The sequence below is a fragment of the Novilysobacter selenitireducens genome (assembly GCF_020026895.1).
Taxonomy (GTDB): Bacteria; Pseudomonadota; Gammaproteobacteria; order Xanthomonadales; family Xanthomonadaceae; genus Lysobacter_C; species Lysobacter_C selenitireducens.
The window spans coordinates 22,770-42,789 of the sequence record NZ_JAINZW010000001.1; the positions used below are offsets into that span (position 1 = coordinate 22,770).

Sequence of the window (20,020 nt, forward strand, 5' to 3'; positions counted from 1 at the left end):
GACCGCTCAGCGCGCCAGTTCGGCGATGCGGGCTTCCGCCTCGGCGCGGTCGCGGGCCTGGGCGATGGCGGCGACCAGCCCGTCGACCTCGGCCACCGTGTGCAGCGCCGACAGCGTGACGCGCAGCCGCGCCCGGCCTTCGGGCACGGTGGGCGGGCGGATCGCGGCGACCCAGTGGCCGGCCCGTTCCAGCGTGGCGGCCATCGACAACGCGCGCGTGTCGGTGCCGCAGATCACCGGCTGGATCGGCGTGTCGGAGTCCAGCAGCACCAGCCCGAACCGGCGCGCGCGCTCACGGAAGCGCGCAGTCAGTTCGACCAGCTTCTCGCGGCGCCAGTGTTCGCTGCGCGCCAGCTTGACGGCGGCCAACGTCGCGGCGGCCTGCGCCGGCGGCAGTGCGGTGGTGTAGACGTACGGTCGCGCGGTTTCGGCCAGGTGCTCGACCAGGTCGGCCTCGCCGACCACGGCGGCGCCGTAACCGCCCAGCGCCTTGCCGAGCGTGGCCAGTTGCAGCGGCACCTCGTCCGGCCCCAGCCGCGCGGCGGCGACGCTGCCGCGGCCGTCGGGGCCGACGACGCCGATGCCGTGCGCATCGTCGACGTACAGCATCGCCTTCTGCACGCGCGTGACCAGCGCCAGTTCGCGCAACGGCGCGATGTCGCCGTCCATTGAGAACACGCCATCCGTGGCGACCATCGCCAGGCCCTCGGGCAGGGTGCGCAGCTGGCGGATCGCGCCTTCGGGGTCGGCGTGCGGGTAGCGGCGCAGGCGGCATCCGGCCAGGCGCGCGGCGTCGATCAGGCTGGCGTGGTTGAGCCGGTCCTGCACGCACACGTCGTCGTCGCCCAGCAGCGACTGCAGCACCGCAAGGTTGGCGAGGAAGCCGCTGCCGAACAGCAGCGCACGTGGCGCACCGAGCCAGTCGGCCAGTTCGCGCTCGAGCGCATCGTGGATGGCGTGGTGGCCGCAGACCAGGTGCGAGCCGACGCCGCCGGCACCCTCGCGCGCGGCGGTGTCCTGCAGCGCGCCGACCACGGCGAAGTGCTGCGACAGGCCGAGGTAGTCGTTGCCGCAGAAGTTCAGCAGCGAGCGGCCCTCGACGGTGCAGCGCGCGCCGTCGCGGTGCTCGACGCTGCGCCGCACGCGAACGCGATTGTCGGCCTCGCGCTGCACGCGCGCGGCCTGCACCCGCTCACGCCAGTGCGCGCGCGCCATGGCTCAGGCAGCCGCGCAGGGCCGGCCAGCCGGCATTTGGGCGGACACCGGCTCCAGCACGTCGGCGTGCACCGTGCTGCCCTGCTCGACCACCTGCATCGGCCGCAGCCCCAGGCGCGCGAACAGCGCGAGGTCGCGCTCGGTGTCCGGGTTGCCGGTGGTCAGCAGCTTCTCGCCGTAGAAGATCGAGTTGGCACCAGCCAGGAAGCACAGCGCCTGCAGCTCGTCGGACATCGACTCGCGCCCGGCCGACAGTCGCACCATCGAACGCGGCATCAGGATGCGCGCCACGGCAATGGTGCGCACGAACTCGAACGGGTCGAGTTCCGCGGTGCCCGACAGCGGCGTGCCCTCGACCTGCACCAGCCGGTTGATCGGCACCGAGTCCGGGTGCGCCGGCAGGGTGGCCAGCGTCTGCAACAGCCCGGCGCGCTGGCCGCGCGACTCGCCCATGCCGACGATGCCGCCGCAGCAGGTCTTCATGCCGGTGTCGCGCACGTGCGCCAGCGTGTCCAGCCGGTCCTGGTACTCGCGGGTGTGGATCACCTCGCCGTAGAACTCCGGCGCGGTGTCCAGGTTGTGGTTGTAGTAGTCCAGCCCGGCATCCTTGAGCGCGCGCGCCTGGTCGCCGCTGAGCATGCCCAGGGTCGCGCAGGTCTCCAGCCCCAGCGCCTTCACCTCGGCGATCATCGCGGCGACCTTCGGGATGTCGCGGTCCTTGGGCGAGCGCCACGCCGCGCCCATGCAGAAGCGGCTGGCGCCGGCGGCCTTGGCCTGGCGCGCCTTCTCCACCACCGCGTCGGTCGACATCAGCTTCGTGGCGTCCACGCCGGTGTGGTAGCGCGCGGCCTGCGGGCAGTAGCCGCAGTCCTCGGGGCAGCCGCCGGTCTTGACCGACAGCAGCGTGCTGACCTGCACCTCGGCCGGGTCGAAATGCGCGCGGTGCACGCTGGCGGCGCGGTGCAGCAGGTCGTTGAAGGGCAGCTCCAGCAGCGCCAGCACCTCGGCGCGCGACCAGTCGTGGCGCGGCGGCGTGGCGGGGTCGATGGCGGGGGCCGCGGTGCGCGCGGGCATCTCACTGACGGCAGGCATGGGGGTTTCCCGACGGACACGGCAAGGCAGGAGCGGCAGTCTGGAAAGCATGCCCGACGCTGTCAACCTGAGCCCCCCGTTCCCGGTTGACGGCCTCGGCACCCGGCTGGCCCGCCGCATCTGGCGCCCCCGTTGCCTGCTCTGCGGCGAGGCCGGCCACCTTGGACTGGACCTGTGCGCGGCCTGCGCCGCCGCGCTGCCGTGGAACCGCTCCGCCTGCGTGCGCTGCGGGTTGCCGTTGCCGGGGGCCGCCAATGGCCTGGGTGGCGGGGGCCGCGACGGAACGGTCGCCAACGGATGCACGTCTACGGATGGGGATGCCCTGACCTGCGGTGCATGCCTGCGTCGCCCGCCGCCGCAGACGCAATGCATCGCCGCCTTTCGCTACGCCACGCCACTGGACCGGCTGATGCCGCGGCTGAAGTTCCATGCCGACCTCGCGGCCGGCCGCCTGCTGTCGCAACTGATGGCGTCCTGCCTGGTCGACGCCGATCGGCCCGACGCACTCGTGCCCCTGCCGCTGCACCACGGCCGCCTGCGCGAGCGCGGCTACGACCAGGCCCTGGAACTCGCACGGCCGCTGGCGCGCCACCTCGCGCTGCCCCTGCGCAGCGATCTGCTGGAACGCGTGCGCGCAACGCCGCCGCAGTCCCGCCTGGACGCCGTGCAGCGCCGCCGCAACGTGCGCGGCGCGTTCCGCGTGGACGACACCGGCGATATCCCCGCCCACGTCGCATTGCTCGACGACGTCATGACGACGGGTGCCACGGTGCATGCCGCCGTCCGCGCCCTGCAGCGCGCCGGGGTGCAGCGGGTCGATGCATGGGTCTGCGCGCGGGTGCCGTGAGCGGACTTGGCGCTCAGCCGAGCGCATGGTCCAGCGCGATCCCGGCGAATACCGCCGCGCCCACCCAGTGGTTGTGCAGGAACGCGCGGAACAGCGGCGCCGGCTCGCGGCCGCGGGCGATCCAGAACTCCCACGCGACCAGACCCGCCGCCACCGCGACGCCGGTCCAGTAGTACACGCCGAGCTCGGCGCGCTGGCCCACCAGCACCATTGCCGCGAGGAACAGCGCGTACAGCACGCCCTGCGCGACCAGATCGAGCTCGCCGAACAGGATCGCCGTGGACTTGCTGCCCATGCGGATGTCGTCCTCGCGGTCGACCATCGCGTACCAGGTGTCGTAGGCGGTCGCCCAGAAGATATTGGCCACGTACAGCAGCCACGCCACCGCCGGCACCTCGCCGCGTATGGCCGCGAATGCCATCGGGATGCCCCAGCCGAACGCCAGCCCCAGGTACACCTGCGGCAGGTGGGTGTAGCGCTTGAGATAGGGATAGCTGGCGGCCAGCACGATGCCGACGAAACTCAGCAGCACGGTCAGCCGGTTGAGCGTGAGCACCAGCGCGAACGCCACCAGCATGAGGACGGCGAACACCGCCAGCGCCTCGCGTCCGCGCACCGCACCGGTGGCGAGCGGCCGGCCCTTGGTGCGCTCGACGTGCGGGTCCAGCCAGCGGTCGGCGTAGTCGTTGATCACGCAGCCGGCCGAGCGCGTCAGCCACACGCCGGCGCTGAACACCACCAGCGTCCACAACGGTGGTACGCCCTCGGCCGCAAGCCACAGGCCCCACCAGGTCGGCCACAGCAGCAGCAGCCAGCCGATTGGGCGGTCGCCGCGGACCAGTTGCCAGTACAGCGCGAGGCGGTCGCGCCAGACGGGCGCGGAAGCGGTGTGGTCGGGGGGAACGGTCATCGGGTTCTCGTGGTGGCGGCGCCGCAGGCAGCGCGTACAGGGCCGGCTGGACGCGGACCGGGCCGCCGCGCAGCGCGCAATCGCGCATTTGCCGCTAGAATGCCAGCCCCGCGCGGACCGAGCCCACAGGCTTGGCCGGCGCGGATCTCAGCCAGGCGCCCGTAGCTCAGCCGGATAGAGTAGTGGCTTCCGAAGCCATTGGTCGGGGGTTCGAATCCCTCCGGGCGCGCCATTCCCTGCACGTGTGCGGGGCACGGTCCGTGTAGCGGCTGGCGTTCGTCGATGGCTTCACGCGCCGCGCCCGGCGCGCCAACAGGTGGATCGTGCGCAACTACGACCTCGAATTCCTCAAGAAATTCTCGATGGTGATCGGCTTCCTGGTGCTGGTCACCCTCGGACTGATCATCGGAGCGATCCTCCTCCACGGCCAGCTGCCGCCGGAGGTCGACCCTCGCGCCGCCGAGCGCACGCAGCGCCGCATCGCGCCGATCGGTGCGGTGTATGCCGGCAGCACCGGTGCCGCCGCGCAGGCTGCCGCGCAGGCCGCCGCCGCCGCTGCCGCCTCCGCGCAGGTCGCCTACGGCGGCACGCTCGACGGCGAGGTGATCTACAACAACCTCTGCGCCGGCTGCCACACCTCCGGTGCCGGTGGCGCCCCCACGCTGGTCGCCGCGCAGTGGACCGCGCGAATCGCCCAGGGCGCCGACACGCTGCACCGCCACGCCATCGAGGGTTACACCGGCGCGGCTGGCGTGATGCCGCCCAAGGGCGGCAACCCGGCCCTGACCGACGAGCAGGTCATCGCCACGGTCGACTGGATGGTCGACAACCTGCAGTAAGCGCGCCCCGCGCCGCTTTGAAGACGCCGCCTCCGGGCGGCGTTTTCGTGTCCGGGGTCCACCTCGCGCTGCCGCAACACGGTGGCTGCGTATGCTCGCCCATTCCCGACGCCCCGACCCCATCCCGATGCGCCGACTGATGCCGCCATGCTTCGTCCTTTCCGCCGCCATGCTGCTGGCCCTGGCCGGATGTCGCTCGATGCCGGGCGCGCCCGTGCAGCCGATCGGCACGGTGCAGGGCAGCGGTGACCGCAGCCCGGTCGCCGGCACCACCGTATGGGTCGAAGGCGTGGTCACCGCCGATTTCCGCAGCGGCGACGGGCTCGGCGGTGTGTTCGTGCAGGACGCCGGCGATGGCGACCCGGCCACCTCCGATGCGCTGTTCGTGGCCGCGGCCCCGGGCATCGGACCGCTCCCCGGCGTGGGCCAACGGGTCCGGCTGCATGGCACGGCCCTGGAGCTCGATACCGGCGACGGCGCCTCGCTGACCACCTTGCAGCCGCTGCGCGTCGAGGCGCTGGGCACGGGGGCCATGGCCCCGGCGACGATGGTCGCCGCGCCGTACGCGTGGGAAGCCTTCGAGGGCATGGCCGTCCGGATCGAAGCGCCCCTGACGCTGGCCAGCGCCGACGATGCCGCCCGTCGCGGCGAACTCGTCCTTTCGTTCGACGGCCCGCTGTGGGAGCCGGTCGAGCGCGCCGCGCCGGGCAGTGCGGACGCCGTGGCGCTGGCCGACGCCAACCGCCAGCGGCGGCTGGTGCTGGACGACGGGCGCCTCGGCCAGGACCTGCCGCTCGACACCGGCCCGCTGCCTCGGGCCGTCGCCCGGGCCCGCGCCGGCAGCACGCTGGACGATGTCACCGGGGTCGTCGACCACCGCTTCGGCGATCACCGCATACAGCTGACCGCACCGCCGCGCCTGACGGCCGCGCCGCGGCCCGCACCGCCGCAGGTCGCCGGCGATACGCGGCTGGCCGCGTTCAACGTCGAAAACCTGTTCAACGGCGACGGCCGCGGCGGAGGTTTCCCGAGCGAACGCGGCGCGCGCACGGCCGACGAGTTCGCCCGCCAGCTGGGCAAGCAGGTCGCTGCGATCCGCGCGCTGGACCCGCACGTGGCCGCGCTGATGGAGCTGGAGAACGACGGCCACGGCGCGGGGTCTGCAGTGAATGCACTGGTCGATGCGCTCAACGCCGGCCTCGACGGTGCCCCTTGGCGGGCCGTGGATGCCGGGCAGGGTCCGGGCAGCGATGCGATCCGGGTCGGGTTGGTCTATCGCCATGACCGGGTGCGAACGGTGGGTACGCCGGCCACGCTCACCGAGGCGCCGTTCGACACGCTCAGCCGCGCACCGCTGGCGCAGGCGTTCGTCGCCCTTGGCGACGACGGCCGGCGAGGCGGACCCTTCGTCGTGGTCGCCAACCACTTCAAGTCCAAGGGCTGTGGCGATGCCGCCGGGGCGGACGCCGACCAGGCCGACGGCGCGGCCTGCTGGAACGCCACCCGGCTCGAATCGGCGCAGCGCCTGCACGCGTGGCTCGAGACCGACCCGACCGGTTCCGGCGGCGATCGTGTCGCGATCCTCGGCGATCTGAACGCCTACGGACAGGAAACGCCTGTCGCGTGGCTGCGCCAGGCTGGCTGGAGGGACGCCTTCGAAGGCCACCCGGACGCCTACAGTTACCGCTACGACGGCGAACGCGGCCGGCTCGACCACGCCCTGCTCAGCCCCGCGTTGGCCGGCCGCCTGCGCGGCGCCGCCCATTGGCATGCCAATGCCGACGAGCCGCGCGCCGCCGGCTACCGCAACCCCGACAGCGCGGGCACGCCGTGGCGCAGCTCCGACCACGACCCTCTGCTGCTGGGCCTGGACCTGGCGCCCTGAGCAGCCGGCACGCGGCGCGATCCGTGACCGCCGACACGCTCCTTCCACACCGCGCCGTATGATGAACGGATGACCGAACCCGTCTTCCCGACCGAAGAATCCACGCCGCTGACGCTCGACGGCCCTGCCGGCGCGATCGAAGTCATCGTGGAGGCCGCCGAGGCCCACGCGCGCCCGCTGGTGGCCGTGCTGTGCCATCCGCTGCCCACCGAGGGCGGCACCATGCACAACAAGGTGGTGACGATTGCCGCGCGCGCGCTGCGCGAGTCCGGCGCGGCCACGGTGCGCTTCAACTTCCGCGGCGTGGGCCAGTCCGAGGGCACGTTCGACGACGGCAACGGCGAGGCCGACGACCTGCGTGCGGTGGTGGCGTGGGTCCGCCGCCAGCGCCCGGACGCGCAACTGTGGCTGGCCGGTTTCAGCTTCGGCGCGTACGTGTCGCTGAAGGTCGCCGCCGAACTCAAGCCCGACATGCTGATCTCCATCGCACCGCCCGCGGGCCGCGGCTGGGAGTTCGACGCCATCACGCCGCCGGACTGCCCATGGCTCGTCATCCAGGGCGAGGCCGACGAGATCGTCGACCCGGCCGCCGTCTACGCGTGGCTGGACGGCCTCAAGGGCCTGAAGAACACGCCCGAACTGGTGCGCATGCCCGAGACCAGCCACTTCTTCCACCGCCGCCTGATGGACCTGCGCGGCGCGGTGAAGAACGGCGTGCGGCCCTACCTGCCGGCCGTGGCGACGATGCCCGATGACTGAGGCCGCGCCGCGGCCCAGCGCCCGCTATGCCGCGTGCGTGGAGCGCGGCGACTGCACCGACGACCCCGCCCAGCACCCGGCGCTGGCCGAGCTCGACCGCCTGCATGACGCCCTGCTCGACCCGCCGCGCCAGGGGCTGCTCGACCGCCTGCGCGGCGCGACCAGACCGGCGCCTAAGGGGCTGTACCTGTGGGGCGGCGTCGGCCGCGGCAAGACCTTCATGGTCGACCTGTTCTTTGACGGGCTGCCCTTCGAGGCCAAGCGCCGCACCCACTTCCACCGCTTCATGCGCGAGGTGCATGCGCAGCTGAAGTCGCATGCAGGCGAGTCCGACCCGCTCAAGGCCATTGCCCGGCACTGGGGCGGCGACCTGCGGGTGCTGGTGCTGGACGAGTTCTTCGTCAACGACATCGGCGACGCGATGCTGCTGGGCCGGTTGATGGAGCGGCTGTTCGCCGAAGGCGTGGCGCTGGTCACCACCTCCAACATCGCGCCCGACGGCCTGTTCAAGGACGGCCTGCAGCGCGAGCGGTTCCTGCCCGCGATCGAGCAGATCAAGCGCCACTGCGTCGTACTCGAACTGGCCAGCGACACCGACTACCGCCTGCGCGAGCTGACCCGCTCGCCGGTCTACCGCACGCCGCTGGATGACGGCAGCGAGGCGTGGCTGGCGCAGCGCTGGGCGTCGCTGACCGCCGGCAGCCCGGATGACCCCGGCGCGCAGGCCGGGCAGCTGGAGATCGACGGCCGCCTGATCCCGGCGCGCGCGCTGGCCGAGGGCCACGCGTGGTTCGATTTCGAAGCGCTGTGCGACGGCCCGCGCGCGGCCAGCGACTACATCGAGATCGCCACCGAGCACCACACCGTGCTGGTCGGCGGCATCCCACTGTTCGACGGCAGCAACGACGACCCCGCCCGCCGCTTCGTGCACCTGGTCGACGAGCTGTACGACCGCCACGTCAACCTGGTCTGCACCGCCGCCGCCGCGCCGCCCGACCTCTACACCGGCCGCAAGCTGGTGGGTGCGTTCGAACGCACCGCCTCGCGGCTGATCGAGATGCAGTCGGCCGAGTACCTGGCGCTGGAACACCGCGGCTGACGCACGGGAGCCCATGCGCATGGACCTGGCGCTGTTCGACTTCGACGGAACGATCACGACGGGCGAGACGTTTCCGGCCTTCATCCGAAGCGCGGTGCCGCCCGAGCGCCTTCGCTGGGGCGGTGCGCTGCTGGCGCCCATGGTCGCGGGCTACCGGCTGGGGCTGGTGCCGGGCACCACGGTGCGTGCCGCGATCGTGCGCGTCGGCTTGACCGGCCTGCCGCTGGCAGAGCTGCAGGCGCGTGGCGAAGCCTTCGCCCGCGACGTGCTGCCATGTGGATTGCGCGCCGACGCGATGCAGCGCATCGAATGGCACCGCAACCGCGGCGACACGGTCGCGGTCGTGTCCGGGGCCTTGGACGTGTACCTGCAGCCGTGGTGCGATGCGCACGGCCTGCCCCTCCTGTGTTCCACGCTGCAGCACCGCGACGGCCGCCTGACCGGCCGCTTCGAAGGCGCGCAATGCGTGCTGGGCGAGAAGGCGCGACGCGTGCGCCATGCCTTCGACCTGTCACGCTTCGAGCGGATCCATGCCTACGGCGACACGCCCGAAGACCGCGCGTTGCTGGCAATGGCGCATGAGCGCTGGTATCGGGGCCACCGCCAGGCGCCCGACGCCACCTGAAAGCGGCGACCGCTCGCTCGCGGCCCCGCACGGCCACGCGCGCCATCACCGCCAGCGGCTACTGGTCCGACAGCTCCCGGAAATTGCGCGGCAGCCGGTTGTGGATATCGGTCGCGGCGATCGCTGCGTGGCCCACGGCGACACTGATCTGGTTGAGCGCGCTGACGATGTCGCCGATCGCGTAGAGGCCGTCGACGCTGGTCTGCATCTTCGCGTCGACGATCAGCTCGTCGTTCTCGTCCACCTTGGCGCCCAGCGCCACCGCCAGCGACGACTGCGCGCTGCCGCCGAGCACGGGGTAGAGCGTTTCGAAGTTCCGCGTGGTGCCGTCGTCGAACTCCACCCGGCAGCCGTCATCGGGGACGTGCGCGATGTGGCAGGGCACCGCCATGACCTCGATGCGGGCCTCGCGGGCCAGGCGTGCGCAGGCGCCCGAGGGTGTGGCGTCCTCGCACGGCAACGCCACGACGTTGCGCGAATAGCTGCGCAGGAAGGCGGCATGCCGGATGGCCTCGTCGACCGGCCCGTACACCGCGATGCGCTCGTCGCTGGCCTCGTAGCCGTCGCACACCGCGCACAGCCGCACCGCACCACGCTCGATGGCCGCCTCCAGCCCGTCCACCGCGGGCATCACGTCGACGATGCCCGTGGCCAGCAGCACGTATCGGGCACGCCAGCCCTGTCCGTCCTCGGCGGTCGCGACGAAGTGCGCGGCATCACCTTCACCGCTGCGCTCCAGCCGGGCGATGCAGCCCTGTTCGACGTCGGCGCCGTAGCCGCGCGCCTGCTCGCGCAGCTTGCCGAGCAGCTCGTCGCCCCCCACGCCGAACGGGAACCCCGGGCAGTTGTGGCTGGTGGGGATCCAGCGCGCGCGGCTCTTGCCGGCATCGACCACCGCGATGCGGCGGTGGAACCGGCACAGGTAGGTGGCGGCCGTCAGCCCGGCCGGGCCAGCGCCGATGATCAGGACATCCAGGACGTCGTCAGGCGGGGTCGACATGCGCGCTGCCTGCAGGAGGGGCGCCAGTGCAGCACGCGCCGGGTCGGGACGCCGTGTAGGAGCATCGGCGATGCCCGTCCCCCTCGCCTGTTCGCCGTCCCCCGCTTTGCACTAAGGTGCCCGCACGTCGAAACCGAGGACCCGCCATGCCCCTGCGCCTGCCGCTCGCCATTGCCATCGCCCTTGCCGCGCCTGCCGCGTGGGCCGCCGAACCCGCCCCGCCTGCCGGCGACGCGCGCCTGCACGCGATCGGCACTGCGCCCTCGGCCGACCGCATCGAGGCCGACATCCGCAAGCTGGTGTCCTTCGGCACCCGCCACACGCTGTCGGAGACCGAGTCCGACACCCGCGGCATCGGCGCGGCGCGGCGCTGGATCTTCGAGGAGTTCCAGCGAATCTCGCGCGACTGCGGCGGCTGCCTGGAGGTGAAGTACGTCAGCGGCACGATCTCCGGCGAGACGCGCATCCCCGACCCGGTGGAGGTCGTCAGCGTCATCGCGATCCAGCGTGGCAACGCCGACCCGGGCCGCTACGTGATCATGAGCGGCGACATCGATTCGCGCGTCAGCGACGTCATGGACTTCACTTCCGACTCGCCCGGTGCCAACGACAACGCTTCGGGCGTCGCCGGCACGCTCGAGGCCGCGCGCGTGCTGAGCAAGCACCGCTTCCCCGGCTCGATCGTGTACGCGGCGCTGGCCGGCGAGGAGCAGGGGCTGTTCGGCGGCAAGATCTTGGCCGAGCAGGCGCAGCGCGAAGGCTGGCGCATCGAGGCGGTGCTCAACAACGACATGATCGGCAATATCAGCGGCATCAACGGCGTGACCGACAACACCACCGCGCGCGTATTCGCCGAAGGCACCCGCGCGACGGAGACCGAAGAAGAGGCGCGCGCGCGCCGCTTCACCGGCGGCGAGGTCGATTCGCCCACGCGCAACCTGGCGCGCTACATCGACCGCATGGCCGATCTCTACGTGCCCAACCTCGACGTGGTGATGATCTACCGCCTGGACCGCTTCGGTCGTGGCGGGCACCACCGGCCGTTCAACGACCTGGGGTACCCGGCCGTGCGCATCATGGAAACCAACGAGCACTACGACCGCCAGCACCAGGACCTGCGTACCGAGGACGGCGTGGTCTATGGAGACACCATCGACGGCGTCGACTTCGACTACGCCGCCAAGCTGACCGCGCTCAATGCCGTCAGCCTGGCCGGGATGGCCTGGGCGCCGCCGCCGCCGGCCGACGTCACCATCGAAGGTGCGGTCACCGCCAACACGACGCTCAAGTGGACGCGACCCGGCGCCGCGCAGGCGCCGAACCTGGCCGGCTACAAGGTGCACTGGCGGCTGACCACCGAGCCGCAGTGGACGCACAGCGTCTACGTGGGCGATGTCACCCAGCACACGCTGGAGAACGTGGTGATCGACAACTACTTCTTCGGCGTGTCGGCGGTGGGCACGGACGGCAGCGAAAGCCCCGTGGTGTTCCCGGGCGCGGCGGGGAGCTTTGGCGGGTACACGGCCGCGTCCGACTGATCGATGTCCACGAAGGACGGCCGCGACACCCGCGCACGCGACATCTTCGGCGCCTTCCTCCGCTTGGGCCTGACCGCGTTCGGCGGGCCGATCGCGCACATCGGCTACCTGCGCCACGAGTTCGTGACGCGGCGCGGTTGGCTGGACGAGGTGCGGTTCGCGAGGCTGCTGGCGCTGTGCCAGTTTCTGCCGGGGCCGGCCAGCAGCCAGCTGGGGTTCGCCATCGGCCTGCACCGCGCCGGCCTGCGCGGTGCACTGGCGGCCTTTGCCGGCTTCACCCTGCCCTCGGCGCTGCTGATGCTGGCGTTCGCATGGCTGGCCCCGCGGCTGGATGGGGGTCCAGGCTCGGCAGCCATCCACGGCTTGAAGCTGGTCGCGGTGGCGGTAGTGGCGCACGGCGTGCTCGGGATGGCGCGCACGCTGCTGCCGGATGCCCGGCATGCACTGGTCGCGGTGCTCGCGGCGGCGCTGGTGCTTGTCGTGGCGTCGCCGTGGATGCAGCTGGGCGTGGTCGCCATCGGTGCAGTGCTCGGCTGGCTGATGCTGCGGCCGTCGGCACGACCGGCCAATGCCCCTGACAACAGCGTGGCGCCGGGCGGTGCGCGTTTGGCTGCGCTCGCGTTCGCCGCGCTGCTGGCCGTCGCATTCCTCGTGCCCGTGTCGGGCGGCCCGTCGCTGGTCGCGATCGGCGCCGCGTTCGTGCGCGCGGGCGCGCTGGTGTTCGGTGGCGGCCACGTGGTGTTGCCGCTCCTGGAGGCCTCGATGGTCGCGCCGGGGTGGCTGGACGCCGACACGTTCCTGGCCGGCTACGGCGCGGCGCAGGCCGTGCCGGGGCCGATGTTCACGCTGTCGGCGTACCTGGGCGCGCAGGTCGGTGGGCCTGTCGGCGCGCTGGTCGCGTTGCTCGGCATCTTCCTGCCCGGCTTCCTGCTGCTGTGGGCGGTGCTGCCGTCGTGGGACCGGGTGGCGGCAATGCCCCGCGCGCGTCGCGCGGTTGCGGGCGTCAATGCCGCGGTGGTCGGACTGCTGGCGGCGGCGCTGGTCGACCCGTTGTGGATGCAGGGTGTCGGCGACTGGCGCGATGCGGTGATCGCGGCGGTGGGCTTCACGATCCTGCTGGCCGGGCGCGCGCCGCTGTGGACAGTGGCGTGGTGCGTGCTGGCGAGCGTGGGGGTGGGGCTGGCGGTTGCCTGACGCGGTGGCGCGAGCGGGTGCGTCTCGAATTTCCAGCCGTCATTCCCGCGAAGGCGGGGATCCATGGACGTACAGCCATGTGCAGTAGCGGACTGCACCTTTCGATGCATTCGGGTCCAGATGGATCCCGGCTTTCGCCGGGATGACGGCATGGGGTTCCGGGTGCCCCGACCGGCAACGGCCCGGTTGCCGATCGCAGGTGCGGCCTCGCGCTAGACCGGTTGCAGCAGCCGCAGGCCGAACCAGTCGTCGCCGTCGTTCCAGCGATTCACCACCTTGAGCCCGGCGCGCGCGGCGAGATCCTCGAAGCGCGCGTCGGTGTACTTGTGGCTGTACTCGACCTGCATCGCTTCGCCCGCCTCGAAGTCGAACGTACGGCCATCCACCGTCACCGTCTGCGCATGCTGCGACACCAGGAAGGTTTCGATGCGGCCGCGTTCGCGCGAGTACACCGCTCGGTGGCGGAACCCGTCGAGGTCGAAGTCGCTGCCGATCTCGCGGTTCAGGCGCGCCAGCAGGTTGAGGGTGAACTCGGCGGTGACGCCGGCGGCGTCGTTGTACGCCGCTTCCAGCACTCCGGTGTCCTTTTCCAGGTCGATGCCGATCAGCGCCTGGCCGTTGCGGCCCATGGTTTCGCGCATCGAGCGCATCAACGCGACGGCCTCGTCGTTGGTGAAGTTGCCCAGGGTCGAGCCGGGGAAGAACACCAGGGTGTGGCCGGGCTCGCGCGCCGGCTCGGGCAGTTCGACGGGCTGGGTGAAGTCGGCGCACACCGGCAGCATCTCGATGCCGGGGAACGCCTCGGCCAGCCGTTCGGTCGCGGCCAGCACGGTGGTGCGCGAGATTTCGATCGGCGTGTACGCGACCGGATCCTGCAGTCCTTCAAGCAACTGCAACGTCTTGCGACCGCTGCCGCTGCCGTACTCGACCACGTGCGCGTGCGGGCCGACGGCCTCGGCGATCTCCGCCATCTTCGCATCGAGCAGCGCGATCTCCACGCGCGTCGGGTAGTACTCGGGCTGGCGCGTGATCGCCTCGAACAGCTGCGAGCCGCGCGCGTCGTAGAAGTACTTCGACGGCAGGCGCTTGGGCGTGGCCGAAAGCCCGGCGAGCGCGTCGCCGGTGATGTCGTCGGGAGTGGGTCGAAGGTCGGTCAGGGGGGCCATCGTGGCGGTCGTCACAGCGTTCATCGCGTCCTGTCGCTCAAGTCCCTGGCCAGCCGCAGGCCCGAGAACTGCCAGCGGTCGGGTGGGTAGAAGAAATTACGGTAGCTGGCGCGCACATGGGCCGGCGGGGTGGCGCAGCTGCCGCCGCGCAGCACCCACTGCCCGCACATGAACTTGCCGTTGTACTCGCCCAGCGAGCCGGGCAGCGGGCGGAAGCCCGGGTAGGGCATGTACGCACTCGATGTCCACTCCCAGACATCGCCGAAGAGCTGGCGCAGGCCGCGGCCTGCGGTCGCCGCGCGCGGATGCAGGCCGCCCGTGTCGTCGGCGAAGTGGCCTTCGACGGCGTGCCCGCTGGCCGCCGATTCCCATTCGAACTCCGTCGGCAGTCGCGCCCCGGCCCAGCGCGCGTAGGCATCGGCCTCGAAGTAGCTGATGTGGCAGACCGGCGCGTGCGGGTCGATGTCGCGCATGCCGCCCAGCGTGAACTCGCGCTGCAGGTCCTCGTCCCAGTACAGCGGCCGCGCCCAGCCATCGCGCTGGATGCGCGAGAAGCCCTCGCTCATCCACAACGCGGCGTTGCGGTAACCGCCGTCCTCGATGAAGGCGCGGTACTCGGCGTTGCTGACCGGCCGGCTGGCCAGCGCGTGCGCCGGCACCAGCACGCGGTGGCGCGGGGATTCGTTGTCATAGGCGAACGCCGATGCCTGCGGCCACGCGGGCGCGCCGACCTCGACGATGCGCTCGCCCGATTCGATCCAGTCCACCGGCGTGTCGCGGCCCGCCGCAACCGGCAGGTCGTCGCGATACGCCGGCCTGAGCGGGTTGCACCAGAACGCGTGCTTGATGTCGGTAAGCAGCAGCTCCTGGTGCTGCTGCTCGTGGTGCGTGCCCAGCAGCAGCACCTGGCGCGCGTGGGTGTCGAGGTCATCGCGCCCAAGGCGCTCGCGCATGCGCGCGTCGATCGCGTCGCGGTACTCGAGCACGCGCGACAGCGTGGGCCGCGTCACCAGGCCGCGGTGCGGGCGCGCGTGCATCGTGCCCACGCTCTGGTAGTAGCTGTTGAACAGGAAGTCGAAGTCCGAATCGAACGGCGTGTAGCCATCGCGCTCGGCCAGGACGAAGCGCTCGAAGAACCACGTGGTGTGCGCGAGGTGCCACTTGGCCGGGCTGCAGTCGTCCATGCTCTGGACCTGCGCATCCTCCGGCGACAGCGGCGCGGCCAGTGCCCGGCTGCGGGCGCGCACGCGGTTGAACCGCGCGGCCAGGTCGGCGGCATCGTCCATGCCGCGCGGCTCGGCGTCGGGCAGGTGCGGGTACGGCAACGCGGGTACGGGCGACAACGGCATGACCGGTCGAGAATACCGGCGTGCGTTGGCGCAGTGGTGACGATTTCGTGATGCGCGCCTTCCCGGTATCGCGCTGGCGGCGACAGGGCGCGTCCGTTGCGTCGGCTAGAGTGCGCCGATGACCGCGACCGATCGCCCGCTGTTCGCCGTGCCACCGGGCACGGTCTACCTCGACTCCGCCGCGCAGGGCCCGCGTTTGCACGCGGTACTGGCGGCCGGCCATGCCGCACTCGATGCCTCGATCGCGCCGTGGCGGCTGGGCAGCGCGCAATGGCGCGAGGCGATCGAACGGGTGCGCACGCTGGCGGCCGGCTGCCTGGACGGGGATGCCGAGGGCGTCGCGCTGGTGCCATCGGCCGCCTTCGGGCTGGCGATCGCGGCGAGCAACATCCCGCTGTCACGCGGTGACGTGGTGGCGGTGCTCGATGGGCAGTTCCCGTCCAACCTGCTCTGTTGGCAGCAGCGCTGCGCGGAGACCGGCGCGCACCTGCATGGGATCGAGCGCGGGGGCGATGGCTGGACCGGTGCGGTGCTCGAAGCACTGGACCGCACACCCGCGATCCGCGTGCTGACGCTGCCGCATGCCTACTGGCACGACGGCGCGCTGCTCGACCTCGATGCGATCAGCGCACGGTGCCAGCAAGGCGACGTGTCGCTGGTGCTCGACCTCAGCCAGAGCCTGGGGGCGCTGCCGGTCGACCTGGCGCGCTGGAAGCCGGACTTCGTGGTCTCGGTCGGGCACAAATGGATGCTGGGGCCGACCGGGCTGGCCTACCTGTGGGCCGCGCCGCACTGGCGCGCGCACGGGGTGTCGATCGAGCAGCACTGGACGGCGCGGGCTGTGGACGACTGGCGGTTCCCGGTGGATGCCGCCACGCCGTGGCGCCACGGCGCACGCCGCTTCGACGCCGGTGGCATCACCGATCCGTTGCGCCTGTCGATGGCCGAAGCCGCGCTCGGGCAGTTGCACGACTGGGGGCTGGCGTCGTTGCCGGAACGCCTCGGGGGGCGCACGCGGGCGCTGGATGCCGCGTTGCGCGATGCGGGACTGGAGGCGTGCGTGGCGGATGGCCACGCGCCGCATTTCACCGGCGTGCGCGTACCGGCGGAGCGGATGGATGCGGTCGGCACGGCGCTGGACGCGGCCGGCATCGTCTGCACGCGACGGCATGGCCTGCTGCGCGTCGCACCGCACCTGCATGTGGACGAGGCGGACATGACGCACGTGGCAGAGACGATCGCGGCGGCGATGCGCGGCTGACCGGTACGTTGCCGATAAGGAGTTGCGCGGGTCGCGACTTACGTCGCTCCTACAAAAAAAACTGGGAGCCGGTTCTCCGCGCTGAACCGGACAGCCGTCAGCGCCCGATGCCGACGTCGATGAACCGGAGGAACTCCGCGCGCGTGCGCGCATCGTCGCGGAAGGTGCCGAGCATCTTCGAGGTGATCATGCTGACGCCGCGCTTGTGCACGCCGCGGGTGGTCATGCACTCGTGCGCGCCTTCGATCACCACGCCCACGCCGCGCGGCTGCAGCACGTCCTGGATGACCTGGGCGATCTGCGCGGTCATCTTCTCCTGCACCTGCAGGCGGCGGGCGTAGGTTTCGACCACGCGCGCCAGTTTGCTTATGCCCACCACCTTGCCCGACGGCAGGTAGCCGACGTGGGCCTTGCCGATGATCGGCGCCATGTGGTGTTCGCAGTGGCTTTCGAACTCGATGTCGCGCAGGACGATCAGCTCGTCGTAACCCTCGACCTCCTCGAACGTGCGCTTGAGGTAGTCGGCCGGGTCGTCGCCGTAGCCGCTGAACCAGTCCTGGTAGGCCTTGGCCACGCGCTTGGGCGTGTCGACCAGGCCCTCGCGTGCGGGGTCGTCGCCGGCCCAGCTGAGCAGCGTGCGGACGGCGGCTTCGGCTTCTTCACGGGTGGGCTTGGAACGCTCGGCCATGGCGGGGTCGCGGTGGTCTCGGGGGTGTGCATCCTACTCCAGCCGGCCGCGGTACCCGGCGCGGGCCGGCGCCACAAAAGAAAACGGAGCCGGCGTGCGGCTCCGTTTTCCCGATGTCGCGCCCCGGAGAGAGAGGGGGGCGGCAATGCGCCTAGATCAGCGACCGTCGCGGTCGAAGTCGCCGGGCATGCGACGCTCGATGTGGTGCCAGCCGTCGCGCACGGCCTGCTTGGCCTCGTTCCACTCCAGGTTCGACTTGGCGCGGGTCTTGTCCCAGTTACGCTCCAGGTCGGTCTCGACGTCCTCGAAGCGCTGGCCGCGGTACTGGCCGTAGGTGTCGTAGCCGTACTGGTACGCCGGCTCGTAATCGTTCCACTCGCGGCCCGCGGTGTAGTACGGGGTGTTCTTGTATTCGGTCTTGAAGTGGTCGTGGTACTCGGTGGGGTTCACGGCCTCGGCGATCGAGTCGCCGGCCTTCGCACCGACCACGCCGCCGACCACCGCACCGACCACGCTGCCTACCGGGCCGCCGGCGGAACCGACTGCCGCACCCGTGACTGCGCCGGCAACCGCGCCGGTACCCGAACCGATGTTGTGGTCTTTCTTGACGTCGCTCATTTCGTGCTCCTGATGTTCTGTGGGGGCCGCGCCGTTGTGCGGCCCGGTCCGACAGAAACTAGGCGCGTCCGCGTTCGTTGCAGGTGAAGGATGCAACGCGCTGAAACCCTTGTTCATAAAGGGTTTGCGCCCCGCTCAGCGATGTCACGACGGCGTCGTTTCCGCGCGCGCGGTGTCGGCTTGCGCAAGCAGTTCCGGTGTGACGGCAGGGTGCTCGCCCGTGCTGCTGCCGGGCGCGATGCTGACCGCGTTGTCGCCCGCCATGCGTGCATGGTCGAGCGCGTGGCGCGCGCGTGCCAGCAACGACGCCGACGACTCGCCGCGCCGCGACATCGCCAGCCCGATGCTGATGCTGACTTCGATCTGGTGGCCGTCGATGCGGAACGGCCGCCGCGAGAAGCCATCGGCCAGGCGCTGCGCAAGCAGTTCGCAATCCTCCCGCCGGCCTTCGCTGACGACGGCGAAACTGTCGGCCTCCATCCGCGCGACGGTGTCCTCGGCCGCGACCAGGCTGCGGATGCGTGCCAGCGCCTGTTGCAGTACGGCGTCGCCGATGGCACGCCCATGCGTGTTGTTGATCACCCGCAGGCGATCGATGTCCAGCATCAGCACGCCATAGCGGCGCGCACCCAGGCCGCCAAGTTCGGCCCAGGCATCGAGCATCTGCTCGACCACGCGCCGGTTGAGCGCGCCGGTGAGCGGGTCGCGCTCCAGCGACTGACGCGCCAGCAGCGTGATGCGGTGGCGGTTGGCGGCGTGCCGGCTCAAGGCCAGCGCGAGCACCGCCGACTGCACCAGCGCGACCATCGGCAGCCCGCCCACGCTCCAGCCCGGTGGCAGCAGGCCCAGCTGGCGACCGGCGCCGGAGGCGGCCAGCACGATCATCGGGCTCCAGCCCAGCAGGTAGTAGCCCGCATACGCGGCACCCCGCCGCCAGGCCAGCGCGGCGCACGCCAGCACCAGCGGGATCGACAGCAGCAACAGCACGTTGCCGGCAACGTAGTACCAGCCGGCGACGTGCTCGCGCCCGAGAAGCAGCACCACGAGCAAGGCGGCGTGCACCGCGACCATCGCCTGCACAGCCCTGGCGCCCCACGGCAGGCGGCGCGGCAGCTCCAGGAAGCGCAGCGTGAACACCAGTTGCAGCAGCACCGCCAGCGTCGCCGCCGCCCAGCGCCCGGGCGCACCGAACCCGTCGAGCCACGCCAGCCCCCACATCTCGGCGGCATCGCCCGACACCATCAGCGCGTAGACGGCGACGCAGGTGACATAGCCGGCGTAGCTCAGGTACAGCCCGTCGCGGAACACCAGCCACACCGCGAACATCGCCAGCGCCATGAGCATCAGCGTGGTGAACACCGCCATCGTCAGCCGGGTGTCGTGGCGCTCGGCGCGCACCAGTCCCGGCACGCTGTCGAGCTGCAGGCGGATCGGCTCGGTCACTGCGCCATTGATGCGCAGGTAGGCGACCGCGCCGGTGGGCCAGCCGTGCGGCAGCGACAGCACCCAGCCGCGACGCAGAAGGGTGGAGCCGCCGCTCGCGGCATCGCGCACGGTGCGCGGTTCGGCCAACGGCGGGTAGAAGCGCACCGGGCCGATGGCGCGCGGACCGCGCAGCAGCAGGCGCATGTCGCCGCTGGCAGGCATCGCGCCATCCACCGTCAATCGCAGCCAGTAGCCGGCCTCACGGCGCGGCAGGGTCAGCACGGCCGGCGCGTCCGGCGTGGCATCGGCGCGCATCGCCACGGCCGCAGCCGCCGGCGGGCCGTCCATCTCCTCGCGCGTCTGCAGCACGTCCACGCGCAGCTGCTGCGCCGCCGCGGGCACCACGCCCGCCAGCAGCAGCATCGCCACGCACAGTGCGCGCCATGGCCTGCGCCATCGTCCAGTCATCGGTCCGTCCCCCTGTCGCCGCGCGAGTCTAGCGGCTCACGC

At 71.7% G+C, this 20,020-nt stretch carries 18 protein-coding genes and 1 tRNA gene; 10 read left to right on the forward strand and 9 right to left on the reverse strand.

Annotated features, from left to right (window positions below; all coding sequences use genetic code 11):
- Window positions 1–6: 6 nt before the first annotated feature.
- Both bioF and bioB read right to left on the reverse strand, forming a co-directional pair.
- Window positions 7–1,215 carry an 8-amino-7-oxononanoate synthase gene (gene bioF / locus K6753_RS00095; RefSeq protein ID WP_223674159.1) on the reverse strand — a complete coding sequence of 403 codons (1,209 nt, stop codon included), beginning with the start codon at window positions 1,213–1,215 and terminating at the stop codon, window positions 7–9.
- Between the two features lie 3 nt (window positions 1,216–1,218).
- Complete coding sequence (gene bioB, locus K6753_RS00100) at window positions 1,219–2,289, reverse strand: biotin synthase BioB (RefSeq protein WP_223674817.1); 1,071 nt, start codon at window positions 2,287–2,289, stop codon at window positions 1,219–1,221.
- A gap of 67 nt (window positions 2,290–2,356) precedes the next feature.
- On the opposite strand from bioB, the gene K6753_RS00105 reads away from it, so the two are divergent.
- Window positions 2,357–3,154: a ComF family protein gene (locus tag K6753_RS00105; RefSeq protein ID WP_223674160.1), complete on the forward strand. Its 798-nt coding sequence runs from the start codon at window positions 2,357–2,359 to the stop codon at window positions 3,152–3,154.
- 13 nt (window positions 3,155–3,167) lie between these two features.
- Here the strand turns inward: K6753_RS00105 and ubiA are convergent, their stop codons facing one another.
- Window positions 3,168–4,064, reverse strand: coding sequence for a 4-hydroxybenzoate octaprenyltransferase (gene ubiA / locus K6753_RS00110; RefSeq protein ID WP_223674161.1), 897 nt, complete (start codon window positions 4,062–4,064; stop codon window positions 3,168–3,170).
- Window positions 4,065–4,219: 155 nt separating this feature from the next.
- On the opposite strand from ubiA, the gene K6753_RS00115 reads away from it, so the two are divergent.
- From K6753_RS00115 to K6753_RS00140, 6 genes are all read left to right on the forward strand, one after another.
- Window positions 4,220–4,296, forward strand: a tRNA-Arg gene (locus K6753_RS00115).
- 91 nt (window positions 4,297–4,387) lie between these two features.
- Window positions 4,388–4,903: a c-type cytochrome gene (locus K6753_RS00120; protein ID WP_223674162.1), complete on the forward strand. Its 516-nt coding sequence runs from the start codon at window positions 4,388–4,390 to the stop codon at window positions 4,901–4,903.
- A 127-nt stretch (window positions 4,904–5,030) separates the two neighbouring features.
- Window positions 5,031–6,788, forward strand: coding sequence for an ExeM/NucH family extracellular endonuclease (locus tag K6753_RS00125; RefSeq protein WP_223674163.1), 1,758 nt, complete (start codon window positions 5,031–5,033; stop codon window positions 6,786–6,788).
- Window positions 6,789–6,857: 69 nt separating this feature from the next.
- A complete protein-coding gene (locus K6753_RS00130; protein ID WP_223674164.1) occupies window positions 6,858–7,547 on the forward strand; it encodes an alpha/beta hydrolase in 690 nt (229 codons plus the stop codon).
- Window positions 7,540–8,646: a cell division protein ZapE gene (zapE, locus tag K6753_RS00135; protein WP_223674165.1), complete on the forward strand. Its 1,107-nt coding sequence runs from the start codon at window positions 7,540–7,542 to the stop codon at window positions 8,644–8,646. The genes K6753_RS00130 and zapE overlap by 8 nt, the downstream gene beginning before the upstream one ends.
- A gap of 19 nt (window positions 8,647–8,665) precedes the next feature.
- Window positions 8,666–9,271 carry an HAD family hydrolase gene (locus tag K6753_RS00140; protein ID WP_223674166.1) on the forward strand — a complete coding sequence of 202 codons (606 nt, stop codon included), beginning with the start codon at window positions 8,666–8,668 and terminating at the stop codon, window positions 9,269–9,271.
- 58 nt (window positions 9,272–9,329) lie between these two features.
- Here K6753_RS00140 and K6753_RS00145 read toward each other — a convergent pair whose 3' ends face one another.
- Window positions 9,330–10,271: an NAD(P)/FAD-dependent oxidoreductase gene (locus K6753_RS00145; protein WP_223674167.1), complete on the reverse strand. Its 942-nt coding sequence runs from the start codon at window positions 10,269–10,271 to the stop codon at window positions 9,330–9,332.
- 146 nt (window positions 10,272–10,417) lie between these two features.
- On the opposite strand from K6753_RS00145, the gene K6753_RS00150 reads away from it, so the two are divergent.
- Together K6753_RS00150 and chrA are read left to right on the forward strand one after the other, a co-directional pair.
- Window positions 10,418–11,809, forward strand: coding sequence for a M28 family metallopeptidase (locus tag K6753_RS00150; protein WP_223674168.1), 1,392 nt, complete (start codon window positions 10,418–10,420; stop codon window positions 11,807–11,809).
- Between the two features lie 3 nt (window positions 11,810–11,812).
- On the forward strand, window positions 11,813–13,003 hold the full coding sequence (gene chrA / locus K6753_RS00155; protein WP_223674169.1) for a chromate efflux transporter: 1,191 nt from the start codon (window positions 11,813–11,815) through the stop codon (window positions 13,001–13,003).
- A 212-nt stretch (window positions 13,004–13,215) separates the two neighbouring features.
- Here chrA and egtD read toward each other — a convergent pair whose 3' ends face one another.
- Window positions 13,216–14,193 carry an L-histidine N(alpha)-methyltransferase gene (egtD, locus tag K6753_RS00160; RefSeq protein ID WP_223674170.1) on the reverse strand — a complete coding sequence of 326 codons (978 nt, stop codon included), beginning with the start codon at window positions 14,191–14,193 and terminating at the stop codon, window positions 13,216–13,218.
- The gene (gene egtB, locus K6753_RS00165; protein ID WP_223674818.1) at window positions 14,190–15,455 is read right to left on the reverse strand and encodes an ergothioneine biosynthesis protein EgtB; all 1,266 of its coding nucleotides are present in this window, start codon (window positions 15,453–15,455) and stop codon (window positions 14,190–14,192) included. Before egtB ends, egtD begins: the two co-directional genes overlap by 4 nt.
- 181 nt (window positions 15,456–15,636) lie before the next feature.
- On the opposite strand from egtB, the gene K6753_RS00170 reads away from it, so the two are divergent.
- Window positions 15,637–16,779: an aminotransferase class V-fold PLP-dependent enzyme gene (locus tag K6753_RS00170; protein ID WP_223674171.1), complete on the forward strand. Its 1,143-nt coding sequence runs from the start codon at window positions 15,637–15,639 to the stop codon at window positions 16,777–16,779.
- 97 nt (window positions 16,780–16,876) lie between these two features.
- Here K6753_RS00170 and folE read toward each other — a convergent pair whose 3' ends face one another.
- From folE to K6753_RS00185, 3 genes are all read right to left on the reverse strand, one after another.
- A complete protein-coding gene (gene folE / locus K6753_RS00175) occupies window positions 16,877–17,467 on the reverse strand; it encodes a GTP cyclohydrolase I FolE (protein WP_223674172.1) in 591 nt (196 codons plus the stop codon).
- Between the two features lie 156 nt (window positions 17,468–17,623).
- On the reverse strand, window positions 17,624–18,085 hold the full coding sequence (locus tag K6753_RS00180) for a glycine zipper domain-containing protein (protein WP_223674173.1): 462 nt from the start codon (window positions 18,083–18,085) through the stop codon (window positions 17,624–17,626).
- Window positions 18,086–18,229: 144 nt separating this feature from the next.
- Window positions 18,230–19,978: a sensor domain-containing diguanylate cyclase gene (locus K6753_RS00185; RefSeq protein WP_223674174.1), complete on the reverse strand. Its 1,749-nt coding sequence runs from the start codon at window positions 19,976–19,978 to the stop codon at window positions 18,230–18,232.
- Window positions 19,979–20,020 lie beyond the last annotated feature (42 nt).

Coding starts and splice junctions, on each gene's coding strand:
- bioF (WP_223674159.1), bottom strand. CDS start 1,215: ATGGCGCGCGCGCACTGGCGTGAGCGGGTGCAGGCCGCGCGCGTGCAG.
- bioB (WP_223674817.1), bottom strand. CDS start 2,289: ATGCCCGCGCGCACCGCGGCCCCCGCCATCGACCCCGCCACGCCGCCG.
- K6753_RS00105 (WP_223674160.1), top strand. CDS start 2,357: ATGCCCGACGCTGTCAACCTGAGCCCCCCGTTCCCGGTTGACGGCCTC.
- ubiA (WP_223674161.1), bottom strand. CDS start 4,064: ATGACCGTTCCCCCCGACCACACCGCTTCCGCGCCCGTCTGGCGCGAC.
- K6753_RS00125 (WP_223674163.1), top strand. CDS start 5,031: ATGCGCCGACTGATGCCGCCATGCTTCGTCCTTTCCGCCGCCATGCTG.
- K6753_RS00130 (WP_223674164.1), top strand. CDS start 6,858: ATGACCGAACCCGTCTTCCCGACCGAAGAATCCACGCCGCTGACGCTC.
- zapE (WP_223674165.1), top strand. CDS start 7,540: ATGACTGAGGCCGCGCCGCGGCCCAGCGCCCGCTATGCCGCGTGCGTG.
- K6753_RS00140 (WP_223674166.1), top strand. CDS start 8,666: ATGGACCTGGCGCTGTTCGACTTCGACGGAACGATCACGACGGGCGAG.
- K6753_RS00145 (WP_223674167.1), bottom strand. CDS start 10,271: ATGTCGACCCCGCCTGACGACGTCCTGGATGTCCTGATCATCGGCGCT.
- K6753_RS00150 (WP_223674168.1), top strand. CDS start 10,418: ATGCCCCTGCGCCTGCCGCTCGCCATTGCCATCGCCCTTGCCGCGCCT.
- chrA (WP_223674169.1), top strand. CDS start 11,813: ATGTCCACGAAGGACGGCCGCGACACCCGCGCACGCGACATCTTCGGC.
- egtD (WP_223674170.1), bottom strand. CDS start 14,193: ATGAACGCTGTGACGACCGCCACGATGGCCCCCCTGACCGACCTTCGA.
- egtB (WP_223674818.1), bottom strand. CDS start 15,455: ATGGACGATGCCGCCGACCTGGCCGCGCGGTTCAACCGCGTGCGCGCC.
- K6753_RS00170 (WP_223674171.1), top strand. CDS start 15,637: ATGACCGCGACCGATCGCCCGCTGTTCGCCGTGCCACCGGGCACGGTC.
- folE (WP_223674172.1), bottom strand. CDS start 17,467: ATGGCCGAGCGTTCCAAGCCCACCCGTGAAGAAGCCGAAGCCGCCGTC.
- K6753_RS00180 (WP_223674173.1), bottom strand. CDS start 18,085: ATGAGCGACGTCAAGAAAGACCACAACATCGGTTCGGGTACCGGCGCG.
- K6753_RS00185 (WP_223674174.1), bottom strand. CDS start 19,978: ATGACTGGACGATGGCGCAGGCCATGGCGCGCACTGTGCGTGGCGATG.